Here is a 21,895-nt window from a genome sequence, read left to right on the forward strand (position 1 = left end):
ACGCCCGCCCCCGCCCCGGTGGTGGTCACCGAAGCTCCAGAGCCGGCTCCGGTGGCCCCGCCGGTGGCGGTGGTGGACGTGTGCGCCCCGAACCAGAGCCATTCGCTGGAGCAGTGCCCGGACCTGGATGACGACAACGACGGCGTGGCCAACGCCAAGGACCACTGCCCGGTGGACCCCGAGGACCGCGACGGCTTCCTCGACGATGATGGCTGCCCGGAGGCGGACAACGACGGCGACGCCGTGGCGGACGTGGTGGACAACTGCCCGATGGTGGCCGGTCCCGCGTCGAACCAGGGCTGCCCGGCGAAGCAGAAGCAGCTGGTGATCATCACCCAGGACCGGCTGGAGATCCGCGAGAAGGTCTACTTCGCCTCTGGCAAGGCGCGCGTGCTGCCGCGTTCGTTCAACCTGCTGGACCAGGTGGCGAAGGTGCTCATCAGCCACCCGGAGCTGAAACACATCCTGGTGGAGGGCCACACGGATTCGCGCGGCCGTCCGGAGACCAACCGGACGCTGTCCCAGCAACGCGCCTCCGCGGTCGTCCAGTGCCTGGCGATGCGCGGTGTCCCGGCGGACCGGCTGATGGCCGCCGGCCGTGGCCCGGACGCTCCCGTCGCGTCCAATGACACCTCGTCCGGCCGTGAGCTCAATCGCCGCGTGGAGTTCCACATCGAGTCGGAGCCCACCTCCGGCCACGTCTCGCGCGACTGATCCGCGGTCCAATCCCTTTCACAACTCTCTCACAGCATCCTTCTCTTAGGGAAATCCAATGACTACCTCTTCCTATCGCCTCCTCGTGGGGGCCCTGGCCGCGCTTTGCCTGAATGCGCGTGCGACCGCCGAGGCGTCGCCTCTCACCACCGCCGTGTCGCCGGGCAAGCTGGCCGCGGCGCTTCCTGACGCGCCCCCCGCGGCGCCCGTCATCCTGACCCCTACGCTGGGGGTGCTGCTGTCCACCGCGCTGCCGTTCTACAGCGGCACCGCGGAGGTCGGCGCGAAGGTGACGCTCACCCTGGATGGGAAGATCGCCGCGACGGTGACGGCGGATCTGAATGGCCGCTGGAGCTACACGCCGTCCCTGCTGGAGTTCCTGTCCAACGGGGTGCACTCGCTGGTGGCGGTGAGCACCAACCTCGCGGGCCAGACGGGCCCCGCGGCGAGCGTGCAGTTCAGCATCCTGGCCCTGGGGCCGGAGACGGTCATCTTCAGCGGCCCGGCGCTCTCCACCGTGCAGAAGACGGCGCGCTTCACGTTCGGCTCGTCGGCGCTGCTGGTGTCGTACCAGTGCGCGCTGGACAACGACAACTTCGTGGCGTGTGACACGCCTCGCGACTTCACGAACCTGGCCGAGGGCCCGCACCAGTTCCTGGTGCGCTCCAAGGACCTGCTCGGGCTGCTGACGGACCCCACGCCGGCGACCTACTCGTGGACGATCGACCTCACGCCGCCGAAGACGACCTTCACCTCCACGCCGCCGGCCTTCACCAACGCCCTGATTTCGACGTTCGCCTTCAAGTCCTCGGAGCCGAACTCCACGTTCACCTGCGCGCTGGACAGCGGCCTGGCCCTGCCGTGCGCTTCGCCGTACCTGACGCTCCTGCTGGCGGACGGGCCGCACACGCTGGCGGTTCGCGCCCGGGACGCCGCGGGCAACCAGGAGACGGAGGCCACGACCTACTCCTGGACGGTGGACACGGTGGCGCCGGCGATTCCACGGGTGACGTCGGTGACGCCGGGGGCGACGGTGGCCGTCTCGCCTTCGGAGGTGAGCGGCCGGGGTGAGCCCGGGTCGGTGGTGCGCCTGATGATCGACGGCGTCCTGGTGGGCACGGCGGAGGTGGATGTCGCGGGCCAGTGGACGGTCGCGGTGCCGGGCACGCTGGTGGACGGGGTGCACTTCCTGACGGCGTCGGCCACGGACGCGGCGGGCAACTCCAGCCTGCCCGTGACCGTCTCCTTCACGCTGGACAGCACGGGTGCGGACACGCGCATCGTGGCGGGCCCGCCGCTGTTCAGCCCGAGCAGCAGCGCCAACTTCGCCTTCACGTCGGAGCACGCGGGCGCCACCTTCCGGTGCAACCTGGACGCGCTGTTCGCGACGCCCTGCACCAACCCGGCGGCGTATCAGGGCCTGGCGGATGGCGTGCACGTGTTCAGCGTGTTCGCCGTCGCGCCCAACGGGGTGCCGGACCTGACGCCGGCCGTGCACACCTGGAGGGTGGACACGGTGGCGCCGGTGGCTTCAGTGGTGACGTCGCCGCCGCCGGTGCTGGCCGGAACCGTGGCCTCCTTCGGCTTCGAGGCGAATGAGGTGCTGGCCACGTTCCAGTGCAGCGTGGACGGGCTGGAGTTCCAGGACTGCCTGGCGAACATCACGCTGGAGAACCTGGCTCCCGGGACGCACACCCTCCAGGTCCGCGCGGTGGACGCAGCCGGCAACGTCGGCGCCGCGGCGACCTACACGTGGGAGATGACCCCGGCCGGCGGTGGCACTGACGGCGGCACGGGCACTGACGGCGGCACCGGCGGCAACTCCGACGGCGGCACCGGCGGCAACTCCGACGGCGGCACCGGCGGCAACACCGATGGCGGCACCGGCAACGGCGGCAACACCGATGGCGGCGGCACCACGGACCCGGGCCCGGGCACCGGCGGTGGTCAGAATCCGAACGACCCCGGAGTGATTGGCGGCACGCCCGACGACGAGATGCTCGGCGGCGGACTGGGATGCGGCGCCACGTCCCCTGCTCCGGCCATGTGGGTCGGCGCGCTGCTCGCGGGCCTGATGGCGCGCGCCCGCCGCCGCAAGTCCTGAGCTTCCCCCCCGCTTTGACAGCCAAACCGCACGGGGCGGTCAGTCGTGCCGCCCGGTGCCTGCCTTCACTCCAACCTGCGTGTGAGCCGCATGCCTCTCTCTACCGGCCTCCGCTTTCGCGCGCATCTCGTTGACGCTTTCGTCGCCACCCTGCTCGTCCCGGTTCTCGTTGGCTTCTTGTGGGTCGCGTTTCGGGTGACGGAGCACATCCCCGCGGATAGCTCCCCCACGAAGCTGATGTTGATCCGCGCGGCCGTGCGCACGCCCTTCGTCTTCTGCCTGACGTGCGTCTTCTTCCGGGCCTTCACTGCCTGGGAGGACGTCTTCAAGCATCTGCTCCGGGGGCTCCACTTGCGGACGCTCGAGCACCGGCCGAATTGGCTCCGGAAGGACTGACGGCATTCCCCCCGCGCGCCTTCGCGGTGACACGAAACGGGGCGCGCGGTGTTCCCCTCCCATCGCAGCAACCGGGAGGGGAACACATGGCAGGTCATCGATTCATCGCGAGCACCCTGGGCGCCTTCGCGCTCGCCGGACTCGCGGGCTGCACCGACACCGCGGCCAACGTGGAAGCCACCGCCGGGCCCGTGACGTCCCAGGCGGAGTTGGCGTCCGTGGCCCAGGCGGCCGCCGGCAGGAAGCACTTCCAGGAGGCCCTGCCCGGCACCAACGGGCGCTCCTGCGCGACGTGCCACGTGTTCGCGGACGACACCGCGCTCAAGCCCGCGCACGTGGAGGCGCTCTGGGCCCGGAGCCCCGCGGATCCGCTGTTCAATCGCATCGACGCGGATGACCCGGCCGCCCCCGTGCCCACCTACGAGCACCTGAAGAAGGGCCTGGTGCGCGTGGTGCTCCCCCTCCCCGCGAACATGGACGTCATCGACGTTCAGGGGAACGTCATCACCGCCCCGGACCGCAAGGTGTCCGTCTGGCGCGCCGTGCCGAGCATCGCCGACACCGGCTTCTCCGGCCCCTTCCAGTTCGACGGCCGCGAAACCGACCTGGTCACCCAGGCCCAGAGCGCCGTCACCAGCCACAGCCAGGGCGGCACGGTGGCTCCGGCCGTGCTCCAGCGCATCGCCGCGTTCGAGCGCGGCGTGTTCAGCTCCCCTCGCGCCCGCTTCGTGTCGGAGTTGCTGGAGCGCGGCTGGCCCTTGAGCGCCATCCCGGATCCGGACGCCCTGCTCCTGCTCGACGCATCCGAGCGGCGCGGCCGCGACGTCTACAACCTGGCCTGCGAGGCCTGCCACGGCGACCGCACGCGCAACCGCGTCGTGAACCGCGCCACGCACGACGCGCTCTTCTACGCGCTCAAGCCCGACGGCAACATCCAGTACACCGTCACGCCCGGAGGCACGGCCGAACCCGTGCGCGTACCCCGCCCGCACAGCGAGTTCCTCAACGCCGGCTACGCATACATGACCTACCTGGGTCAGCGCGGCGTCGTGCCCCTCTACAACACGTCCGTCGAATTCCCCCAGTACCGCTTCCGCTTCTACACGGACGGCACGCGCCAGCACGCCGTCACGGACCTGCCGCCCATCCCCGTCACCGCGAGCGGCGACCCGGACGACATCAACCCCGCGCTGGATGAGAATGGCGCGCCCATCGTGGGCCCCGCGCTCGCGGCGCAGTGGTACTCCACCGACCCCGGGCGCGCGCTGATCAGCGGAGACCCCGCGGAGTTCGAGTCCTTCGACGTGCCGTCCCTGCGCGGCATCGCCCGCACCGCGCCGTACTTCCACGACAACAGCCACGCCACGCTCGCGGAGACGGTGGACACCTACAGCCGCTTCATCCTCCCGGGCATCCCTTCCGTGGGCGCGCTGCCGGTGCACCCGCCCGAGTTCCCGGGCGGGCCGCCGGAGTCCCTCGGCCCCGCGCAGAAGAAGGATCTGCTGCGCTTCCTCCAGCGGCTGTGAGCGCCGCCGCTCAGCGCCGCCACTCCAGCTCCGGCGCCGACACCCGGGGCGGAGGCGGCAGGAAGGTATGCGCCAGTCCCCGCAGGCCCCGCGCGAAGAACTCCTCGCGGATCCACTGGCTCAGCGCCGCCGCCTCGCCCTCGTGCCCCGGCGCCAGCCTGAAGGTCGCGTGCCACTCCACGAAGGTCTGCCCGGTCGCCGTCACCGGCGTCACCCGCAGCTTCGCCACGAAGTCGCGCACGGGCAGCGGGCCCTCCACCATCTCGTACGCATAGCTGCGCGCATGCGGGTCGTAGGCCAACCGCGCCTCCAGGTACACCTCGCCGTCGCGCGTGGTGAGCCGGCGCAAGGGGCCGGAGTCGGGGCGCGTCACCCGCTCGCTGGTGACGACGCCCGGGTGCCAGCGGGGAAGGCTGTCAAAGCCTCCCACGCGGTCCCAGACCACGTCCGCGGGTGCCTGGATGAGCTGACTCGCATAGGCCTCGGCCATCAGTGCCTCAGGTCGTTCGTGCATGGACATGCTCAAGAAGGGGCTCCGCCCCCAGGGCGGCCATGCGACCGGAGGGCGTCCCACCGTCCACGGGCGGGCCTCCAGGCGCAGGGCGTGCCCCTCGGGGAGAGCGCGCTCCCCTCAGGCCGTACGGCCCTGGAAGCCCTCGTAAAGCCATACAGTCAACGGACCTGGTCCCCCACCGCGTCGCATCGCATTCATGCCGCCCCCCATGTCAGGCATTGAGGCGCGTGATGTGGAGCAACGGCAGCGGAGTCGGAATCGTCCGAAAGGGCTGTTGTAAGCGCTCCGCATCCCGGGTCAGTCTGCGTGTGGCCCCGCGATCACCGGCCCACCTGGGGGGACTCGCCCCGCGGGGCAGGGTCTGGCGGGATGTGAAGCATTGCCCGGGCATGGCTGTTGAAGGCGCATGGTGCATGCCCCCCTTCGCCGAGGAGATGCCCGATGACCTCCGCTTCCATCACCGAGTACGAAACGCGCCTCTACTGGCAGGGGGACCGGGGCGCGGTGCTGACGAGCGACCATGCGCCCCCCGTTCCGATTGGCCGCCCGCTGTGCGGCCAGCAAGACGGGCCCGTGGACGGACGGTGGGACCCGGAGGCACTGCTCGTGGGCGCGGTGGAGGGTCGCACGCTGCACGCGTTCCTGGACGCGGCCCGGGAGGCGGGCGTGGGCGTGCTCTTCTACCAGAGCTCCGCCACGGCCCGGCTGGTGAGCGGGAGCCCTGAAGAGGCCGCCCACTTCACCGACCTCATCGTCCGGCCGCACGTGGCCGTGGGCAGTCAACGGGAGGCGGAGGACGCGCGCCAACTCTTCGCCCGGTTGCCGGCGCGGTGCTTCCCCAGCTCCATGCTCCAGCTCACCCCGCGCATCGAGCCGGTGGTGGAGGTGTGGGCCCACGCCCGTCGCGAGGACGCCACCGCACCTGTCGAAAACCAGGCACCCGCTCCGGGAGAGGCGGACGCGGCGGTTCCCTGGGGGAGCGGCATGCGCAGTGTGGAAGCACATGCCGACGAATCCACAGACGAATCCGCCCACGAAGCCGGTGAAGGAGCCGGAACCGAAGCCCACGCCTGAGATTGATCCGCCCCGGCCGCCCGTGCCGGAGAAGGATCCACCTCCGGGCGAGCCCAAACGCCGGGAACCCCCTCCGCCCCTACAGGACCCGGAGGTGGAGCCGGGCATCCAGGACCCACCGGCGCATGACCCCAACCATCCGGGGCCGCCGACCATCATCGCGTGACCGCCAGCCCGTGCTGACCCGTACGGCGAGGCGGGAGAGCGCCCGCCCGCCTCGTGGACCTCCACAACACTGACATACCGGCAGTCCACTCCTGTTCACTTGAAGAGAATGGCTTGCACCCCGTCCTGGACCTTCGTCCAACGTCTGCGCTGGACGGTTCCAGGAAGCAACGCAAACAATGCGTTCAGGATGCAGAAAACCGTAGACTGATGTGCGTTCGCCGCGCGCCATGTCCACGCTCCCTTCGACATCCACACCGCTCCGGATCGCCGCCATCGCCACCGCCTGCGCGGTGCTCATGGGCCTGGTCGCGGCCTGGAGCGAAAGCCAGGCAACGGGTGTCCGCATCGCCCTGCTGGCGGCGAGCGCCTTCGTGCTGGCGGCGGCGGGCGCGGTGGTGGCTTTTCGCGCGGTGGCCCGGAGTGAGCGCGACTGCGCCCGGCTGCTCGACAAGGCGGATGACGCGCGGGCGCTGCGCGACGCGGTGATGGACATCACGCCGGTGGGCTTCGCGTTCTACGACCGCGACCTGCGCTACGTGCACGTCAATGCCGCGCTCGCCGCGATGAACGGCCTGCCGGTGGCGGCGCACCTGGGCCGCCACGTCTCGGAGGTGCTGCCGGAGCTGGGCACGGTGCTCGCGCCCCGGCTCGCCCGCGCGCTGGAGTCGGACGCGCCCCTGCAGGACCTGGGTCTCCAGGTGGAGACGCCCGCCGCGCCCGGCGAGACGCGCTTCTGGTTCGGGAGCTACTCGCGCGTGCGCGGCTCGGGCGGCGCGGTGTTGGGCGTCATCGCGTCCCTTTCGGAGGTCACCGAGCGGATGCGCGCGGAGGCGTCCCTCCAGGAGCACGAGGGGCGCCTGGACGTGCTCACCCGGTCGCTGCCGGACTACCTGTGGGGTGGGAAGCTGCGGGACGGCGTGTTGCGTGACTTCTACTGCACGCCCGTCGTGGAGCGCACCACCGGCTATCCAGCCAGCGCCTTCACCGGCGGCGGCCCCGAAGGCACGCCCTCGCCGCTGTGGGCGGAGATGATCTACCCGGAGGACCGGACGCGCTACCGCGAGTGCATCGAGTCGCTGGCCCTGGCCCCGAGCACCGAGGTGGAGATCGAACACCGCATCATCTGCGCGGACGGACGCGTCCGCTGGGTGCGCAGTCGCGCCGCGGCCTCTGGCCTGGACGACCGGGGTGGCGTACACTTGGGCTGCGTCGTCACGGACGTCACCGACCGGCGGCTCGCGGACGACCTGCGCCAGCGATTGAACGACAGCTTCCGCCGCTCCGCGACGGAGTGGCGCCGCACCTTCGACGCGGTGTCCTCGCCGCTGCTGGTGCTGAGCGCGGAGGGCTTCATCCATCGGCTCAATGACGCGGCCCGCGTGCTCTTCCAGGAGGCGGACCCCTCCGGCCAGCCGCTCTCCGCGACCGCCAAGGCGCCGCCCTGGTCCAGCGCGGGACCGCTGGTGGAGGAGCTGCGCGCGACGCACGGCAGGACCCGCCGCGAGGTGCACGACGCGGAGTCCGGGCGCACCTGGGAGGTCTCGGCCTCATGGGTGGACGAGAAGGCCAGCGAGGACCCTCGCATCATCCTGGTGGCCAGCGAAGTCACCCGGCTGCTGGAGCTTCAGGCCCACGTGCGCCGCAGTGAAACGATGGCCGCCATGGGCGCCATCGTCGCGGGCGTGGCCCACGAGGTGCGCAACCCCCTCTTCTCCATCTCCGCCGTCGTGGACGCGGTGGAGGCCACCTATGGCGCCCAGCCGGAGTTGAAGCCCTACCTGGAAGTGCTGCGCGGCGAGGTGCGCCGCCTCACGCACCTCACCCAGGAGCTGTTCGAGTACGGCCGCCCCACGCGGGGCGAGTGGACGGACGGCGCCGTGGGCTCGGTGGTCTCCGACGCCCTGTCCGCCTGCACGCTCACCAGCGACAAGGCGGCCGTGACGCTCGAGCGAGAGCTGGCGGACGCTCTGCCCCCCGTGCGCATGGACGCGCGCCGCCTGTTCCATGTCTTCCGCAACGTGGTGGAGAATGCCGTGCAGCACTCCCCCCAGGGCACTACCGTTCACGTGACCGCGGAAGCCGTGGAGGAGGCGGGGCGCCCCTGGGTGCGCTGCACCGTCCACGACGGAGGGCCCGGTTTCAGGAGCGAGGACCTGCCCCACGTCTTCGAGCCCTTCTTCAGCAAGCGCCGGGGAGGGACCGGGTTGGGGCTGTCCATCGTCCAGCGCATCCTGGAAGAGCACCAGGGGCGCATTCGCCTGTCCAATCACCCCCAGGGTGGCGCAGAGGTGACCATCCTGCTGCCCGCCCTTCCCCCCGCCGTTCACACCGGCCCAACTCCGCAGTCTCAGGTGTCATGACCCGCACCCGCATCCTGCTCGTGGACGACGAGCCCGGCGTCCGTCTGGGTATGAAGGGCTACCTCACCCAGCATGGCTTCGACGTGGATGAAGCCACCAGCGTCGCCGAGGCCCAGGAGGGCTTCCGCGCGCACCGGCCCGACGTGGCCGTCATCGACTACCGCCTGCCGGACGGCACGGCGTTGGAGCTGCTGCCCCGGCTCAAGGAGCTGGACGCGGCGGTGCCCCTGGTGGTGCTGACCGGGCACGGCTCCATCGAATTGGCGGTGCAGGCCGTGAAGGAAGGCGCCGAACAATTCCTCACCAAGCCGCTGGAGCTGGCGGTGCTCAAGGTGGTGCTGGAGCGGCTCGTGGCCCAGCGCCGCGAGCGGCAGCGGCTGCTGGCGGACCGCTCGCGCGCGGTGCGCACGCAGGTGGACCCCTTCCTGGGCAACAGCCTCGCCATCCGCGCGCTGCGCGACCAGGCGGAGCGCGTGCGCGAGAGCGACAGCCCGGTGCTCGTCACGGGCGAGACGGGCAGCGGAAAGAGCGTGCTCGCGCGCTGGCTGCATGAAGGCGGGCCGCGCAAGGAGTCCCCCTTCGTGGACCTGAACTGCGCGGCGCTGTCCAAGGACCTGCTGGACTCGGAGTTGTTCGGCCACGAAAAGGGCGCCTTCACCAGCGCGGTGGCCGCGAAGCCGGGCCTGCTGGAGGTGGCGGACCGGGGCACGCTGTTCCTGGATGAAGTGGGCGACATGGACGTGGCCGTCCAGCCCAAGCTGCTCAAGGTGCTGGAGGAGAAGCGCTTCCGGCGCCTGGGCGACGTGAAGGACCGGCGCGTGGACGTGAGGCTCGTGGCCGCCACGCACCAGGACCTTCAGGTGGCCGCGCGTGAGAAGCGCTTCCGAAGCGACCTGTACTTCCGCATCAGCACACTCATCCTCCACGTGCCGCCACTGCGTGAGCGCGCGGAGGACGTGTTGGTGCTCGCGAGCCACTTCCTGGCGGAGATGGGCGCGCACCGGGGCCGCGGCCAGGTGGAGCTGGAGCCCGACGCGGAGCGAGCCCTCATGGCCTACAGCTGGCCGGGCAACATCCGCGAGCTGCGCAACGTGCTGGAGCGCGCGGTGCTCTTGTCCGGTACGTCGCGACTGTCGCGCAGCGCCCTGCGCTTCGAGTCCCTGCTCCCTACGGAGGAGCCGCTGGGCGAGGACCTCACGCTGGAGGAGCTGGAGCACCGCCACATCGAGCGCGTGCTGGCGCGCGAGGGCGGCCACGTGGAGCGCGCGGCGACGAAGCTGGGCATCTCCCGCAGCTCGCTCTACGCGAAGCTCAAGGGTTGGCAGCACAAGGGGAACTGACGTCCGCGCTTCCGTTTTCGAGACGCTTTTCATCTCAACTTGAGACAGCCGAGACGCGCTCGCGGCCCGGCTTCGTGCTCGCGGCGACGGCGCGGTTCGTGCTCTCGCCTCCGGTGAAATCCAGCCCGGGGCGCACCGCATGAATCACTTCCAGGACGGCACGAAGGACCCGGCGAAGGTGCGGGTCCTCTTCGTTGCCTGGTTTCTGAGCGAGGACCGGCGGTGGCTGGGAGCGTTCCTCCCGCCAGAGCGCTTCGAGTGCTCCTACGTGGGCCTGGAGGAGCGTGTCGACTCGACCCAGAAGCGCACGCCCTGGAAGAAGTGGAGGCAGTTCTTCCGCCTGGCGCTGAAGGCCCGGCGGGAGCTGGCCCGGCATCCCCAGGATCTCATCGTCACGGCCTTCCCGCAGGTGGGCTTCACCGTGGGGCTGGTGAACCTGCTGACCTTCGTGCGCACCCCGCACGTCATCTGGTACTTCAACTGCGGCCATGAGTACCGGGGGCTCCGCAAGTGGCTGTCGCGGCTCGCGTACCGGGGCGTTGACCGGTGCCTCGTCTACACGCGGCACGAGCGCTCGGTGTATGCGCGCGTCTTCGCCCTGCCGAAGTCCCGCTTCCAGTTCACGGACCGGACCGGCGCCCGCGTGCTGGCGGCGCTCGCCGAGGAACTGTCCACGCCCCCTGCAATCTTTCACAACCAGACACGCTCCTCGACAGCGACACCAGAATCAGACGCCGAGCATTCCAAAGACAGATGCATCTGGGTATGATTGCGCGGCAACCTTCACGGAGGACGCATGCGCACGTTCCTGATTGGCGGTCTGCTGGCGATGGCTGTGGGCTGTGGCGGTCCCATGGAGCAGGAGGAGGAGCCGAACCTGACCTCGCAGGAGGCGCCGCTCCCGGACTGCGCCACCAGCCCGACCAACATCAGGACCTACTACGACGCCAACAACTGGGTCATTGGCGAGCGCGGGTGCGACTGCGGGGACTGGATCCACTGGGGGCAGATTTCGAGCATCTACGACATCCGCACCTCCTGTTAGGCCCTCCGCAAGGCCGCTGCGGATGTGGACGACGAGCGTGCCGCAACCGCCAACCCCGCAACGCCCGTTGTTGCCTGTCAGGCAACTGTGGCCTCCCAGGCAACGACAGACGTCAATCCATGCCCTGAAGAAACTTCGCCTGGATCCATGGCGATAAAGACTTGTTGTAGTCCGCACTCCGCGGCTCGACACTTCGAGGCCTGGAAATGCCTGTGTTTCATGGAGCCCGCCGGCTCGCGTTGTGCCTGCTCACGTTCGTCCTCGCCTGCGGTTCCACCGAACCCGATCCGAAGCCTGGGGAGGACGACGACAGCGACAAGGTCGCCGCGCTCACCCTCTCGCCGAACGGGGCGACGCTCCTGGTGGGCGAATCGCTGACCCTGGCCGCCCAGGCGCTCGACGACAGCGGCCACGCGCTCCAGAACGTCCAGGTGACCTGGTCCTCCCAGCTGCCCGCGTACGCCACGGTGGCCGGCGGCCGGGTGACAGGCGTGGCTCCGGGCGGCACGGTCATCACGGCCAAGGTGGGCTCGGTGAGCACGACCCTGACGGTGATCGTGATGCCGGACGACGCGTCCCGTCCGTCCAGCGACGAGGTCCTGGCGTCCGCGCATGAGGCAGGCCTCATCAACGACGAAGAGCTGCTGGCCTACCGGGTGTACGCCGCGTTCAGCGATCCCCGGCTGCCCCTCCAGTACAAGGCCCGCGTCGAGCCGGCCTTCGACGTCACCCCGCTCGAGGAGCTTCACGCGCGCTTCGACGACCTCTCCGCGCCGATGCAGGACGCGCTCGGGATGTACCTGCTGCGCCCGGCTGACCCGGGGAGCTGGCTCAACACGCCCCTGCCCGACGCCCGGCTGAGCAGCATGAAGCGACCCTCCTGCAAGCCCCACTCCGACGGCTGGTACTCCCTTTCGAAGTCCTACGCGAAGGTGAACGTCTGGTTCGAGTTCGCCATCGCGGGTCAGCGCGAGCAGGCCGTTCTCCTCGACAAGGCGATTGAGGAAGAGATCTGGCCGAAGCTGATGGCGCTGGGGCTCAAGGAGCCACTCACCGACCAGTCCTCCGCCAGCTGCAACGGAGGAAGCCCCCAGCTCGACATCTACCTGTCCCGCAACATGAACGGCCGGGGATTGACCCTCCCGGAAGGCTTGGACAACACGCAGGCCGCCACCTACATCCTGCTGTGGGATGGGCTTGGCGATGACGAGCTCAAGGGTGCGGCGACCCACGAGCTGATGCACGCCATCCAGTGGTCCTACAAGACGAAGGGCCCGCAGGGCAGCTACGGGTGGATCCGCGACGCGACCGCGAACTGGGCCATCGACCAGGTGTATGGACAAGCGCCGCAGCTCGAGCACGACTACGCCGATTGCTTCATGAGCACCCCGGACCTGTCCCTGGAGGACCGCTCCCCGGGCCACTGCAAGTCGCCGGCGGCGGGCCCGCTGGCGGCACGGGACTACGGCGCCTACCTGTTCTTCCAATTCCTGGCGAAGAAGCACGGCCCGAACGTCGTGGTGGCGGCGCTGGAGAAGCTGACCACGGAGACCTCCAGCCTCACCGCGGTGGACTCCGCCGTCCCCGGCAAGCTGGAGAAGACCTGGCCGGAGTTCGCGAAGGTGCTCTGGAATCAGGCGCCCATCGACGCCAAGGCGGAGTCCTTCACGAAGTGGGACCAGCTCACGGAGAAGGTGAAACCCCACGCGCTCAACGGCGACCTGGCCGGCGCGCCCGAGCACAAGGAAGAGCTCCACGACGAGCTGAAGAACCTGTCCAACCACTACGAGCACTTCACGTTCAGCGACCCGAACACGCGCTCCCTGCTCTTCCACAACGGGTGGTTCAAGAACATCACCGACTCGAAGGAGCCGGTAAAGGTGCTCGCGCTCTGGAACGACGCGAACGGGCTGTGGCACGAGGAGGACTGGAGCGAATACGAGTACGTGGGCCTCTGCCGCGACCTGAAGTCGCAGCGGGCACAGGACCTGATCATCATCACCAGCAACGCGAAGTTCGAGCCCGGTGGCGGCGGGAGCCTGAAGGCGGCGAAGACGCCCTATCTCAAGCGCAGCAACGTGGGCTGCTGGAAGTACAAGGGCACCTCGAACGCGGTCCTGAAGGGGGCGGGCTGGTCGGGCCGGGGGAAGATCCTCGACGCGAACGTGGAGTTCCAGGTGCTGGGAGTCTTCGCGGCCCAGGACTACGATCATCCGAACCTCCCGCACACGAAGCGGCTGGGGGCCTTCATGATCATGCCGACCAGCGGCGACTACACGCTCGACGTCGACTACACCTCCGGAGGCTGCCGGTACACGCACGGGCCCACGAAGTACGCGATGGTCGCATCGGGCGGGGTGCTGTTGATGAACCCCTTCAACGAGTTGAAGTCACCGGATCCCGACACCCAGTCCTGGCTGTCGCACGCCTCGCGCTCGTACACATCGGCGCTCGCGGATGGACGCCTCGTGGATCTCGCCGTCAGCGGCGGCCCGGACTGCCGGGGTCCAGCGAAGGATGCCCCCGGGAACATCCTTCTCATGGACTTGGGTTCACCGCCGCTCGCGAAGCCCAATGGTGAGCTGTCCGGGACGTTCCCCTACGCGGACGCCACCTTCACCTGGACGCTGCAGCCGCAGATGGAGCCCTGAGTCGTGGGGGCTCCCGCGGGAGCCCCCACCCGTGTCTCAGAACGCGACCTGGAACCGGGACATCACGACGTTCTCGGCTTCCCTGTCACCTTCCGGAGCCCCGCCCACGTAGTCCGTGTGGTGGTAGTTCAACGCGAAGCGCACGCGCCGGTTGAAGGCGAAGAGGGTGGCGACGCCGAAGCCCCGGGCCTGGCTCACGGAGCGGGTGGGGTCCGCGAAGACGGGGAACGCGTCGTCGTCCATGTCCAGGCCCTGGTAGCGCACGGAGATCTCCAGCGCGCCGCCCTTGCCTGTCTTGGGGTTGAAGGGGCGGTGCGGCTTGGGGCCCGTGAAGGACGCGTCCCCGCCCAGCACATACGACGCATACGCCTGCCACGCGTGGTGGCGCAGGCGCGCGCGCTGGTCACCGATGCTCACCTCTTGTGACGACAGGACGTACTCCGCGAGGAGCCCCACCGGGCCCCAGTAGAAGTAGCCCTGGGGCGACAGACGCACGTGCTCTCCGTCCGCGACGACGGTCGGTCCGGTAGTCCCGTTGTTCAGGAAGCTGAAGATGATCTCCTGGCCGGTGCTGCGCTGCGGCGCCAGGGCGGTCGTGGAGGTGTTGGCGGAGGGCGTGCCGAACTGGAGGCCCCGGGAGACGGCGACGCCCAGGCCCAGGCCCTGGAGCGCGGAGTCCGGATCGCCCTTGAAGGGCTGGGCGAAGACGCGGGCCACCAGGTCGAAGCTGTCGTCGGTGTTGACGTCGATGCTGGCGCCGTCGGGATCGCCGTTGACCACCGCGAACGCATACGAGAGGCGCCCTCCGGCGATGTCGCCGTATAGTTGCAGGCCCGCGTCGCGGATGGGGACCAGGTCGAAGGTGAGCGAGCGTTCGATGAAGGGGACGTCCGTGTTGGCCTGGAGCAACTCCAGCCCGAAGGGCGTCTTGAAGCGGCCGGCGCGCAGGCGGAGCCACTCGACGGGGCGCAGGTCGATATACGCGTCCTGGATGAGCGGCTGATTGACGCCGAAGTCCGGCATGAGCCGGAAGTCCACGAAGCCGAACAGCGTCCCGTCCAGGAAGGGGCGCAGGCGCCGGATGAGGAACGTGTTGTTGGCGCTCCGGTCCGAGTCCGCCACATAGAAGCGGCCGTCCCCCTGGAGCTGTCCGCGGATCTTCAGCACGAAGGCCTTGTCGGCGGTGGAGAAGATGTAGCCCTCCTCGGAGAGCTGGACGCTGGGAGGCTCCGGGGGCTTTTCGGGCTCGGTCGCCTGGGCGCGGGCCGGGGGCGCGACAAGCAACAGCACCCCCAGGGTGGCGAGGTGGGCGGCGGAGAAGGCGGACACGCGGGACCTTTCAGGCGAGGGGCGCCAGGGCTGGAGGGGATGCCGGGCGCGCACCCTCCCCGCGTGAAAGTAATGCTGTCAAGCGACCTTTTCGCCGGTGTCGCGCTGGCGCCCCACATCCCCCTGAGCTTGCGCTCAAACTGAGGTGTGTCCCAGGGCGGCCCGCTCGCGTGCTACCCCGAGCCGGGCCATTCCCACACCGCGCGCTCAGACGATGGATTGCACACGGTCCTTCGAGGATGCCTTGAACGGTGCCGTTGTCGGTATGAAGCCAACAGCCCAGGCATAGCTGGAAAGGCACATCTCGACCGTGTACTTGCCTCCATTGCTGGTCAACAGCCCATCCGCCACCACCAGCACCTCGTTCCCCTCTCGCAGCAACACCCCGACATGCCCCGCGTGTCCGGCGCCTCCCTGCTTGTACGACTTGCCCGCTTGCTTCAACACGCTGCGAGACAGCGCCGGACCGAAGACGACGATGGCTCCTTCGGGGAGTGAGCGGAGCGTCTCGACGCTCTGCTGGGGAGGTGCCCCCAGACTGCCGTGGCCCCGGAGGAGCGCCGTGCACTCAATGAACTTCAGCAACTCCAAGGTGTGCTTCATGAACCTGGCGCTGTCCGAGGCAGCCGCACACTTCACATGGGAGTCGTCCGTGACCAACTCCGTCTTCTTGTCCAGGTGACTGTGCTTCGACACGTAATAGCCTTTGGTCGAGGCGGCGATCCACTGGCCGGTGCCGTAATCATAGACCTTGCCGACGATGCCACTCGAGACATAGGGGCGGTCCAAACCGTAGCCATACCCCACTGCACTCAGCATCTCGCAGACGCCCTTGGCACAGAGCCCCAGGTTCTTCTTGTGCATCCGCTCCCGGGCCTGCTGTCCCAGCTTCCGGAGCGTTTCCTGATGGGCCGTCGCGGGGAGCTTCAACGCGGGAGCAGATGAGCCCCTGACGGCGGTCTGGCTGGAGGAGGTCTGCTTCGTCCCCTGGGATGCGGGCGTGGTCGCCGCGACGGACGGCGCGCTGACGTCCGCGGACTGGATCCCCAGCCCGGCGAGTCTCGGATCCCTCCGGGAGTAGACAACCCCGGCCTTCCAACCCTCCACCTGCTGGATGGCCGCCGCGAACTTCTGTAACTCCGCGCTGCTCAGGCTCGAGAGGAGCCTGTTCACATCGACTCCGGTCTTCTTCGACAACGTGCGGGCGTAGGCCACCGGATCGTTGTCATCGGAGGCGGGCGCGTAGCGCTTCATCGCCGCCGTCACGGAGAGCGTCTGATATTGCTGGGTCTTGAGCAGCTCGATGAGCGCGGCGAAGCCCGTGGCGTGGTTCGGAAAGATGGCGAAATGGCGGTTGTGCTTTCCCTTGAATGCACCATGCGCATTCGCGAAGGAGCCATTGCGGATGTTTCCCGGATTGTTGTTGCGCCAGGCGATGGTGCCTTCGCCGCGCACTTCGTTCGGGTAGAGGACGTAGCCATTGATGACGTTGCCCGAGGTTCCGTCACCTGTCGCGGCGGATGCCACCTTGTTGGATGCCAGCGCCGTCTTTGGCGTGGGGACGGCCTTCGCCGAGGAGACCCGCTGGGGCGTCCTGCTCGACACGCCTCCCTTGTAGAAATCGGGGACGAGCCCCGCCTCCACCCAACCTCGGTCCGTGGCCTTCTGGCTGCAGACACCTTTCTCCTTGTTGGCGGCCTCGATCGTCATCCCGTTCCCGAGGCTGATGGCCACATGTCCTTTCGTGAAGAGCAACGCTCCACGTGTCCGGATGGCCTCCTCCACGGGGATGATGGTTTTCTTTTCGCGGCAGTGTGCCCGCTGGTTCTGCGAACCGTCTGGCACCTTGGCGCCCGCCTGCGCCGCGGCCCACTCCACGAGCTCGGAGCAGTCAAAGGCCTTGGCATCGCGGTTCGTGGCCGCCACCTCCGCGCCATACACGTACTTCTTCCCCTTCTGCGCCAGCGCGGCCTGCACCATGATTTCGATGCCTGGGTGGGGTTGGGATCCCCCCGATGGGACAGGGGTGGGCCCGGCGAGCCCACGCAGAAATTGGATTTGCGCGTCCTCGTCCGGGAAGACGACACCGGCGGCGAGACAGTCGATCAGCAGGTTCCGGAGCGCGCGCTCCTTCTTCAGCATCTCAAGGGCCGGGCCCTGGCGGGACCTGACAAGCGCGACGTACTGCAACGCCACGTCGTCGGAGTCCGAGGTGTATTCCGCGTCGAGCAGCCGGAACGCGGCGATGACGAAGTGCGCGTCAGCCCCTCGGTTGTAAAGCGCTTGGGCGAGCCCCTTCTCGTCCGTGGACCACCTCGATGAGAACTTCTCGACCAACGCCTCCACGTCGTTCGCGGAGGCCTTGTTGGCCACCGGCGCCGATGGGGTGCGGGGAGAAGAGAGGTGGAGCCCGAGCGCTCCCGCCGTCTTGGGACCCACCACCCCATCGGGAACCAGTCCCCTGCTCCGTTGAAACGCTGTCACCGCCGCGAAGGTCTTCGGTCCGAAGTGGCCGTCCACCTCGCCGACCTCTGGGTGAAGCGTCTTCAGCCGCGATTGCAGGGCGCTCACCTGCAAGCCCTGACTCCCCAATCGGAGGAAGTCCTGGGGGGCCTCCACGGATGGCACGAACGGCGCGAAGGGCGAATTCAAGGCTTGCTTCTGTGGCATGAGTCCCTCTGGCAAAGGAGTGTCACGGCACGTCTGGAAAAGCCTATTCTGAACTCACGCCCTGTGAATATCAAAAACACACAGGCAAATAAAATCCTGAAGTCCTGCTCAACCCGCCAATTGGCAGACGAGTGATTCAGACAGGATGGATTGCGTGGCATCCTGGACCCGGTACTCCAGCCGCATGGCCGGCCCATCCGGATTCTCTTCATCCCCTGGCGTCATGAATCGCGCCTGACAGGACCAGGTCTGGGGCCCGTCGTGCGTGTCGCACTGGACGAACCATTCCCTGTAGTCAACGCGAGCCTTCTTCACGAGCGCACCGAGCGTCCCGGCCTCCTTCAACTGGGAACAGGACTCACCGGTTGCCGCCAGCGCCATGCCAGACTTCTCAATGAAGTCGAGCGCCACCCGCGAGTCATCAAGCTTCAGGCGTTGCGTGCCGGGCTTCTCCGCGCGGGGCCAGAAGGATGTCAGGGACACTCCATCCAGTGAGCCGAGGAGTTTTCTCTGATTCACGTCATAGAGACGCACGGTCTTCCCGGCAGTGACCAGCAGCACGCCACCGCGGGACATCAGCGAGAGGTCGGTGCCGCCGGGCAGCGTGAGCTTCTCGGGTTCAACGAACTTGCCGCCTGCATTCCAGCGCAGGGGGGAGGAAGCATTCGCGACTTCGACCGGCTCCGCCCGGTAGTAGATGGCCCCTCCCGAGAGGTTGCTACGAACCCAGTTGCTCTCCCCCAGGAGGTCCTCGCCACGGGGCCCGATGAGGTCCATTTCCGCGGAGGCATCCAGGGCCGTTTGCTCCTCGTCGGAGACGGCTTCCGGACGCAGGTCATCATTCGATGCGCGCTTCGTGCTGGGGCCGAGCTTTCGGGCGAGCTCGAGCACCTGCGTCCCCTCGGAGAGGTCCGAGCCATACTCCGCCACCCGCGTCTCCACGCGCGTCCACTTGTCCCCGGAGAGGCGATAGGCGTGTGCCAGACCGGACTCCCCCTCTGAGTCGACGGGGTATTGCGCGCCTTCGAAAACCAGGACGCGCTGGCCCTCTCTTTCAGCGCGCTCGGGAGGCTTCATGGGAGGGCTGTCATAGTGAGCGACGAGCGCGACAGGCCGACCCTCCGGGTCGAACCCGAGTTCGTCGGTACGCCCCACGCCGGGCAGCGGCAGCGGAGTGCCCTGTCCGGCGACGAGATCCACCAGCCAGGCACGTGGGACGCGCTGATCCTTGAAGGACTGGAGGACGGTCCCCTTGCGGCCATCGAGGCTCCAGGAGAACTGTGCGAGATCACAGCCCCCCGGGAAGGTGAAGAGGGTCCGGCGGGTGTTGCGTCTACCTTCGAAACGCACCCACCTGCACGTGTCACCCTCCAACTGGGCAAAGGAAAGCGTGTCATCGCTGACCGGAGGCGGAGCAGCGGCGGGGCTTGCTTGCGCCGGAGGGGACGCGGGCGGCGTGGGAGCCGACACGGGGTCCTGGGTCTTCGACTTGCACGCGCTCGTGGCGAGCGCGGCGGCAAGGAAGCAGGTGGTGCCAAGTTGGCGGAACATATGCGTGCTCCTGCGATAAGACTGGCGGACTCTGGCATGGAGGAGTGTCCATGGATAGAGGACGCGCACGGTGTTGGGAGTGACCCCGCCACGGCGCCAATCCCCCCTGCGCCACGGCCCTGCCCTCCCCACAACCCATTCAGTTTCAGGCTGTCGAAGCCATTCCTGACCAATCAGGTCGTTCCACGACTCCAGGCGCTTCGTGCCAATGACAAAGCGGGACTTCGCGTCTCCTCGTTTGCCGTCGTCCTGATGCCCCGCCCCTAGCCCGCGCGGGCCCTGGTGCGTGAAGGCAGTTCGAGCTGGGCCTCCACGAGCCGCGAGTAGGCCCCGCCGCGCGCGAGCAACTCCGCGTGCGTGCCCTGCTCCACGATGCGGCCCTTCTCCAGGACGAAGAGGATGTCCGCGCCGGCCACGGTGCTCAGCCGGTGGGCGATGGTGACGCGAGTACAAGAGAGGGATTGCAGTGCCTGCTGCACGCGCCGCTCGGTGACGGCGTCCAGCGCGCTCGTCGCTTCGTCCAACAACAGCACCGAGGGCCGACGCACCAGCGCGCGCGCCAGGGCCAGCCGCTGCCGCTGCCCTCCGGAAAGACTGGCCCCCTGATCTCCCAGTGGCGTGTCGTAGCCCAGCGGCAGCGCGAGGATGTCCTCATGGATGCCCGCGCGCGTCGCCGCGTCCACCACCGCCGCCAGCGGGATGGACGGATCCGCGAAGGCGATGTTGCTGCGCACCGACGCGTTGAACAGCCGCGTGTCCTGCACGACGATGCCCAGTTGCTGGCGCACCGAGTCGCTCTCCAGCTCCGTCAGGTCCATCCCGTCGAAGAGCACCCGCCCCGCCTCCGGCCGGTACAACCCCAGGAGCACGCGCGCCAGCGTGGACTTGCCTCCGCCGGAGGGGCCGACGATGGCCGCCCATTGCCCCGGTGCGATTCTCAGCGACACGTCCTGCAGGGACGGTGACTCCAGCGCGCCGTAGCGGAAACGGACGCCCTCCACGGTAATGCCACCGGCCAGCTTCGGCGCGGGCCGCACCTTTCGTGCGTCCTGCTCCGGGGCCGTCTCCAGCAGGTCGTCGATGCGCTCCAGGTAGCCGCCAGCGAGCTGCACCTGCCCGCCCACCGCGACCAGGGAGGCCAGGGGGGCCAGCGCGCCCAGCGCCAACGCCTGCGCCGTCAGCATCGCCCCCAGCGTCAGCTCGCCGCGCAGCACCTGCCACAGCCCCGTGCCCAGCAACACCGACGGCGCGCCCACCAGGAGTCCCGCCGCCAGCGCTTCCACCACGCCCTGGTAGTAGCGCTTGCGCGAGGAGGCATTGAGCTGCCGCGTGTAGAGCTCCTCCCAGTGCCCCACCGCCTGTCCCTGCGCGCCGGAGGACTTCAGGACCTCCAGGCCGGACAGCATCTCCACCGTGAAGTCCTGGGACTTGGCCTGCGCGTGCATCTCGCTGGCGAGCAGCTCCTCGCGCCGCCGCCGCGTCGAGAGCAGCACCAGCACCTGCGCCGCCGCCACGGCCCCTACAGCCAGGAGCAGCGGCCGGCTCAGGCCCGCCAGCATCCCCACCGAGGACAGGATGAGCAGCCCGTCCAGCATCACCGCCAGCGTGGCCGCGCCCAACGCCTCGCGGATGATGGCCAGGCTGTTGATGCGCATCATCAGGTCGCCCGACGAGCGCTGCTGGAGGAAGGCATACGGCAGTGACAGCAGGTGCCGCACCAGCTGGCCCGCCATGCCCACGTCCAGCTCCACGCGCAGCCGCACCAGCAGGGCCGAGCGCAGTGACGTGGCCAGGACGTGGCACACCAGCACCAGCCCCACGCCGACTCCCAGCGCCGCCAGCAGGCTCGTGTCCTGCCGTGGCACCACCCGGTCCACCGCCATGCCCGTGAGGAAGGGCAGCACCAGGGACAGCCCCTGCAGCACCAGCGACACCGCGAAGATGCGCGTCCAGTTGCCTGCGTGCCCGCGCAGCAGCGCTGGCAGGCGGCGCAGCAGGGCAGGCCGCGTGTGGCCACCGCGGAGCGCGGACGTGGGCTCGAACAGCAGCGCCACGCCGGTGAAGGCGTCGCGGAACTCGTCCCAGGACAACCGCCGCCGCCCCAGCGCCGGATCCACCACGGCCACTCCGCCCCGCCACAGCCCGTCGAAGACGACGTAGTGGTTGAACTCCCAGTGGAGGATGGAGCCGCGGTCCAGCGCGGGCAGTTCGTCCATGCCCAGGCTCACTCCACGCGCGTCCAGACCGAAGCGCTTCGCTGCCTCCACCAGCGCCAGCGCGTGCGCGCCTCCGCGCCCGGCCCCCACCGCTCCGCGCACCTCCGCCGGCCGCGCCGGGGCGCCATGGTACGCCAGCACCATGGCCAGGCACGTGGGGCCGCAGTCCGCCGCGGTGAACTGCTGGAGGAGCGGCACCCGGCGCCACCGCCGCTTCAGCTCACGCCACGCGCCCAT

At 69.0% G+C, this 21,895-nt stretch carries 15 protein-coding genes; 10 read left to right on the plus strand and 5 right to left on the minus strand.

Annotated elements, in window-relative coordinates; translation table 11 throughout:
• The 4 genes from D7X99_RS26610 to D7X99_RS26625 all read left to right on the plus strand — a co-directional run.
• A partial coding sequence (locus tag D7X99_RS26610; protein WP_147476273.1) for an OmpA family protein occupies positions 1-714 on the plus strand: 714 nt, incomplete at its 5' end.
• 58 nt (positions 715-772) lie between these two features.
• Positions 773-2,818 carry an Ig-like domain-containing protein gene (locus D7X99_RS26615; RefSeq protein WP_121780238.1) on the plus strand — a complete coding sequence of 682 codons (2,046 nt, stop codon included), beginning with the start codon at positions 773-775 and terminating at the stop codon, positions 2,816-2,818.
• A gap of 195 nt (positions 2,819-3,013) precedes the next feature.
• Positions 3,014-3,214 carry a hypothetical protein gene (locus D7X99_RS26620; RefSeq protein ID WP_147476274.1) on the plus strand — a complete coding sequence of 67 codons (201 nt, stop codon included), beginning with the start codon at positions 3,014-3,016 and terminating at the stop codon, positions 3,212-3,214.
• Between the two features lie 86 nt (positions 3,215-3,300).
• A complete protein-coding gene (locus tag D7X99_RS26625) occupies positions 3,301-4,740 on the plus strand; it encodes a cytochrome-c peroxidase (RefSeq protein WP_121780240.1) in 1,440 nt (479 codons plus the stop codon).
• 10 nt (positions 4,741-4,750) lie between these two features.
• Here the strand turns inward: D7X99_RS26625 and D7X99_RS26630 are convergent, their stop codons facing one another.
• Entirely contained in the window at positions 4,751-5,254 is a 504-nt protein-coding gene (locus tag D7X99_RS26630; protein WP_158627075.1) for an SRPBCC family protein, read from the minus strand.
• 441 nt (positions 5,255-5,695) lie between these two features.
• Here D7X99_RS26630 and D7X99_RS26635 point away from each other — a divergent pair, with 441 nt between their 5' ends.
• From D7X99_RS26635 to D7X99_RS26665, 6 genes are all read left to right on the plus strand, one after another.
• A complete protein-coding gene (locus D7X99_RS26635; RefSeq protein ID WP_121780242.1) occupies positions 5,696-6,328 on the plus strand; it encodes an OsmC family protein in 633 nt (210 codons plus the stop codon).
• A 395-nt stretch (positions 6,329-6,723) separates the two neighbouring features.
• Entirely contained in the window at positions 6,724-8,856 is a 2,133-nt protein-coding gene (locus D7X99_RS26645; protein WP_121780243.1) for an ATP-binding protein, read from the plus strand.
• The gene (locus D7X99_RS26650; RefSeq protein WP_121780244.1) at positions 8,853-10,196 is read left to right on the plus strand and encodes a sigma-54 dependent transcriptional regulator; all 1,344 of its coding nucleotides are present in this window, start codon (positions 8,853-8,855) and stop codon (positions 10,194-10,196) included. The genes D7X99_RS26645 and D7X99_RS26650 overlap by 4 nt, the downstream gene beginning before the upstream one ends.
• A gap of 139 nt (positions 10,197-10,335) precedes the next feature.
• Positions 10,336-10,965, plus strand: a complete 630-nt coding sequence (locus D7X99_RS26655; RefSeq protein ID WP_121780245.1) for a hypothetical protein — start codon at positions 10,336-10,338, stop codon at positions 10,963-10,965.
• 27 nt (positions 10,966-10,992) lie between these two features.
• Positions 10,993-11,241, plus strand: a complete 249-nt coding sequence (locus tag D7X99_RS26660; protein WP_121780246.1) for a hypothetical protein — start codon at positions 10,993-10,995, stop codon at positions 11,239-11,241.
• Between the two features lie 206 nt (positions 11,242-11,447).
• The gene (locus D7X99_RS26665) at positions 11,448-13,892 is read left to right on the plus strand and encodes an Ig-like domain-containing protein (RefSeq protein ID WP_121780247.1); all 2,445 of its coding nucleotides are present in this window, start codon (positions 11,448-11,450) and stop codon (positions 13,890-13,892) included.
• Positions 13,893-13,928: 36 nt separating this feature from the next.
• Here D7X99_RS26665 and D7X99_RS26670 read toward each other — a convergent pair whose 3' ends face one another.
• From D7X99_RS26670 to D7X99_RS26685, 4 genes are all read right to left on the minus strand, one after another.
• Positions 13,929-15,221 (minus strand): OprO/OprP family phosphate-selective porin, encoded by a 1,293-nt coding sequence (locus D7X99_RS26670; RefSeq protein WP_121780248.1) that lies wholly within the window; start codon positions 15,219-15,221, stop codon positions 13,929-13,931.
• Positions 15,222-15,428: 207 nt separating this feature from the next.
• Positions 15,429-17,792: a peptidoglycan-binding protein gene (locus D7X99_RS26675; protein WP_233613761.1), complete on the minus strand. Its 2,364-nt coding sequence runs from the start codon at positions 17,790-17,792 to the stop codon at positions 15,429-15,431.
• Between the two features lie 207 nt (positions 17,793-17,999).
• Positions 18,000-19,442 (minus strand): hypothetical protein, encoded by a 1,443-nt coding sequence (locus D7X99_RS26680; protein ID WP_121780250.1) that lies wholly within the window; start codon positions 19,440-19,442, stop codon positions 18,000-18,002.
• 263 nt (positions 19,443-19,705) lie between these two features.
• Positions 19,706-21,895 carry a peptidase domain-containing ABC transporter gene (locus D7X99_RS26685; RefSeq protein ID WP_121780251.1) on the minus strand — a complete coding sequence of 730 codons (2,190 nt, stop codon included), beginning with the start codon at positions 21,893-21,895 and terminating at the stop codon, positions 19,706-19,708.

Origin of the sequence: Corallococcus sp. AB032C, from assembly GCF_003668935.1 — a bacterium.
Lineage (GTDB): Bacteria > Myxococcota > Myxococcia > Myxococcales > Myxococcaceae > Corallococcus > Corallococcus exiguus.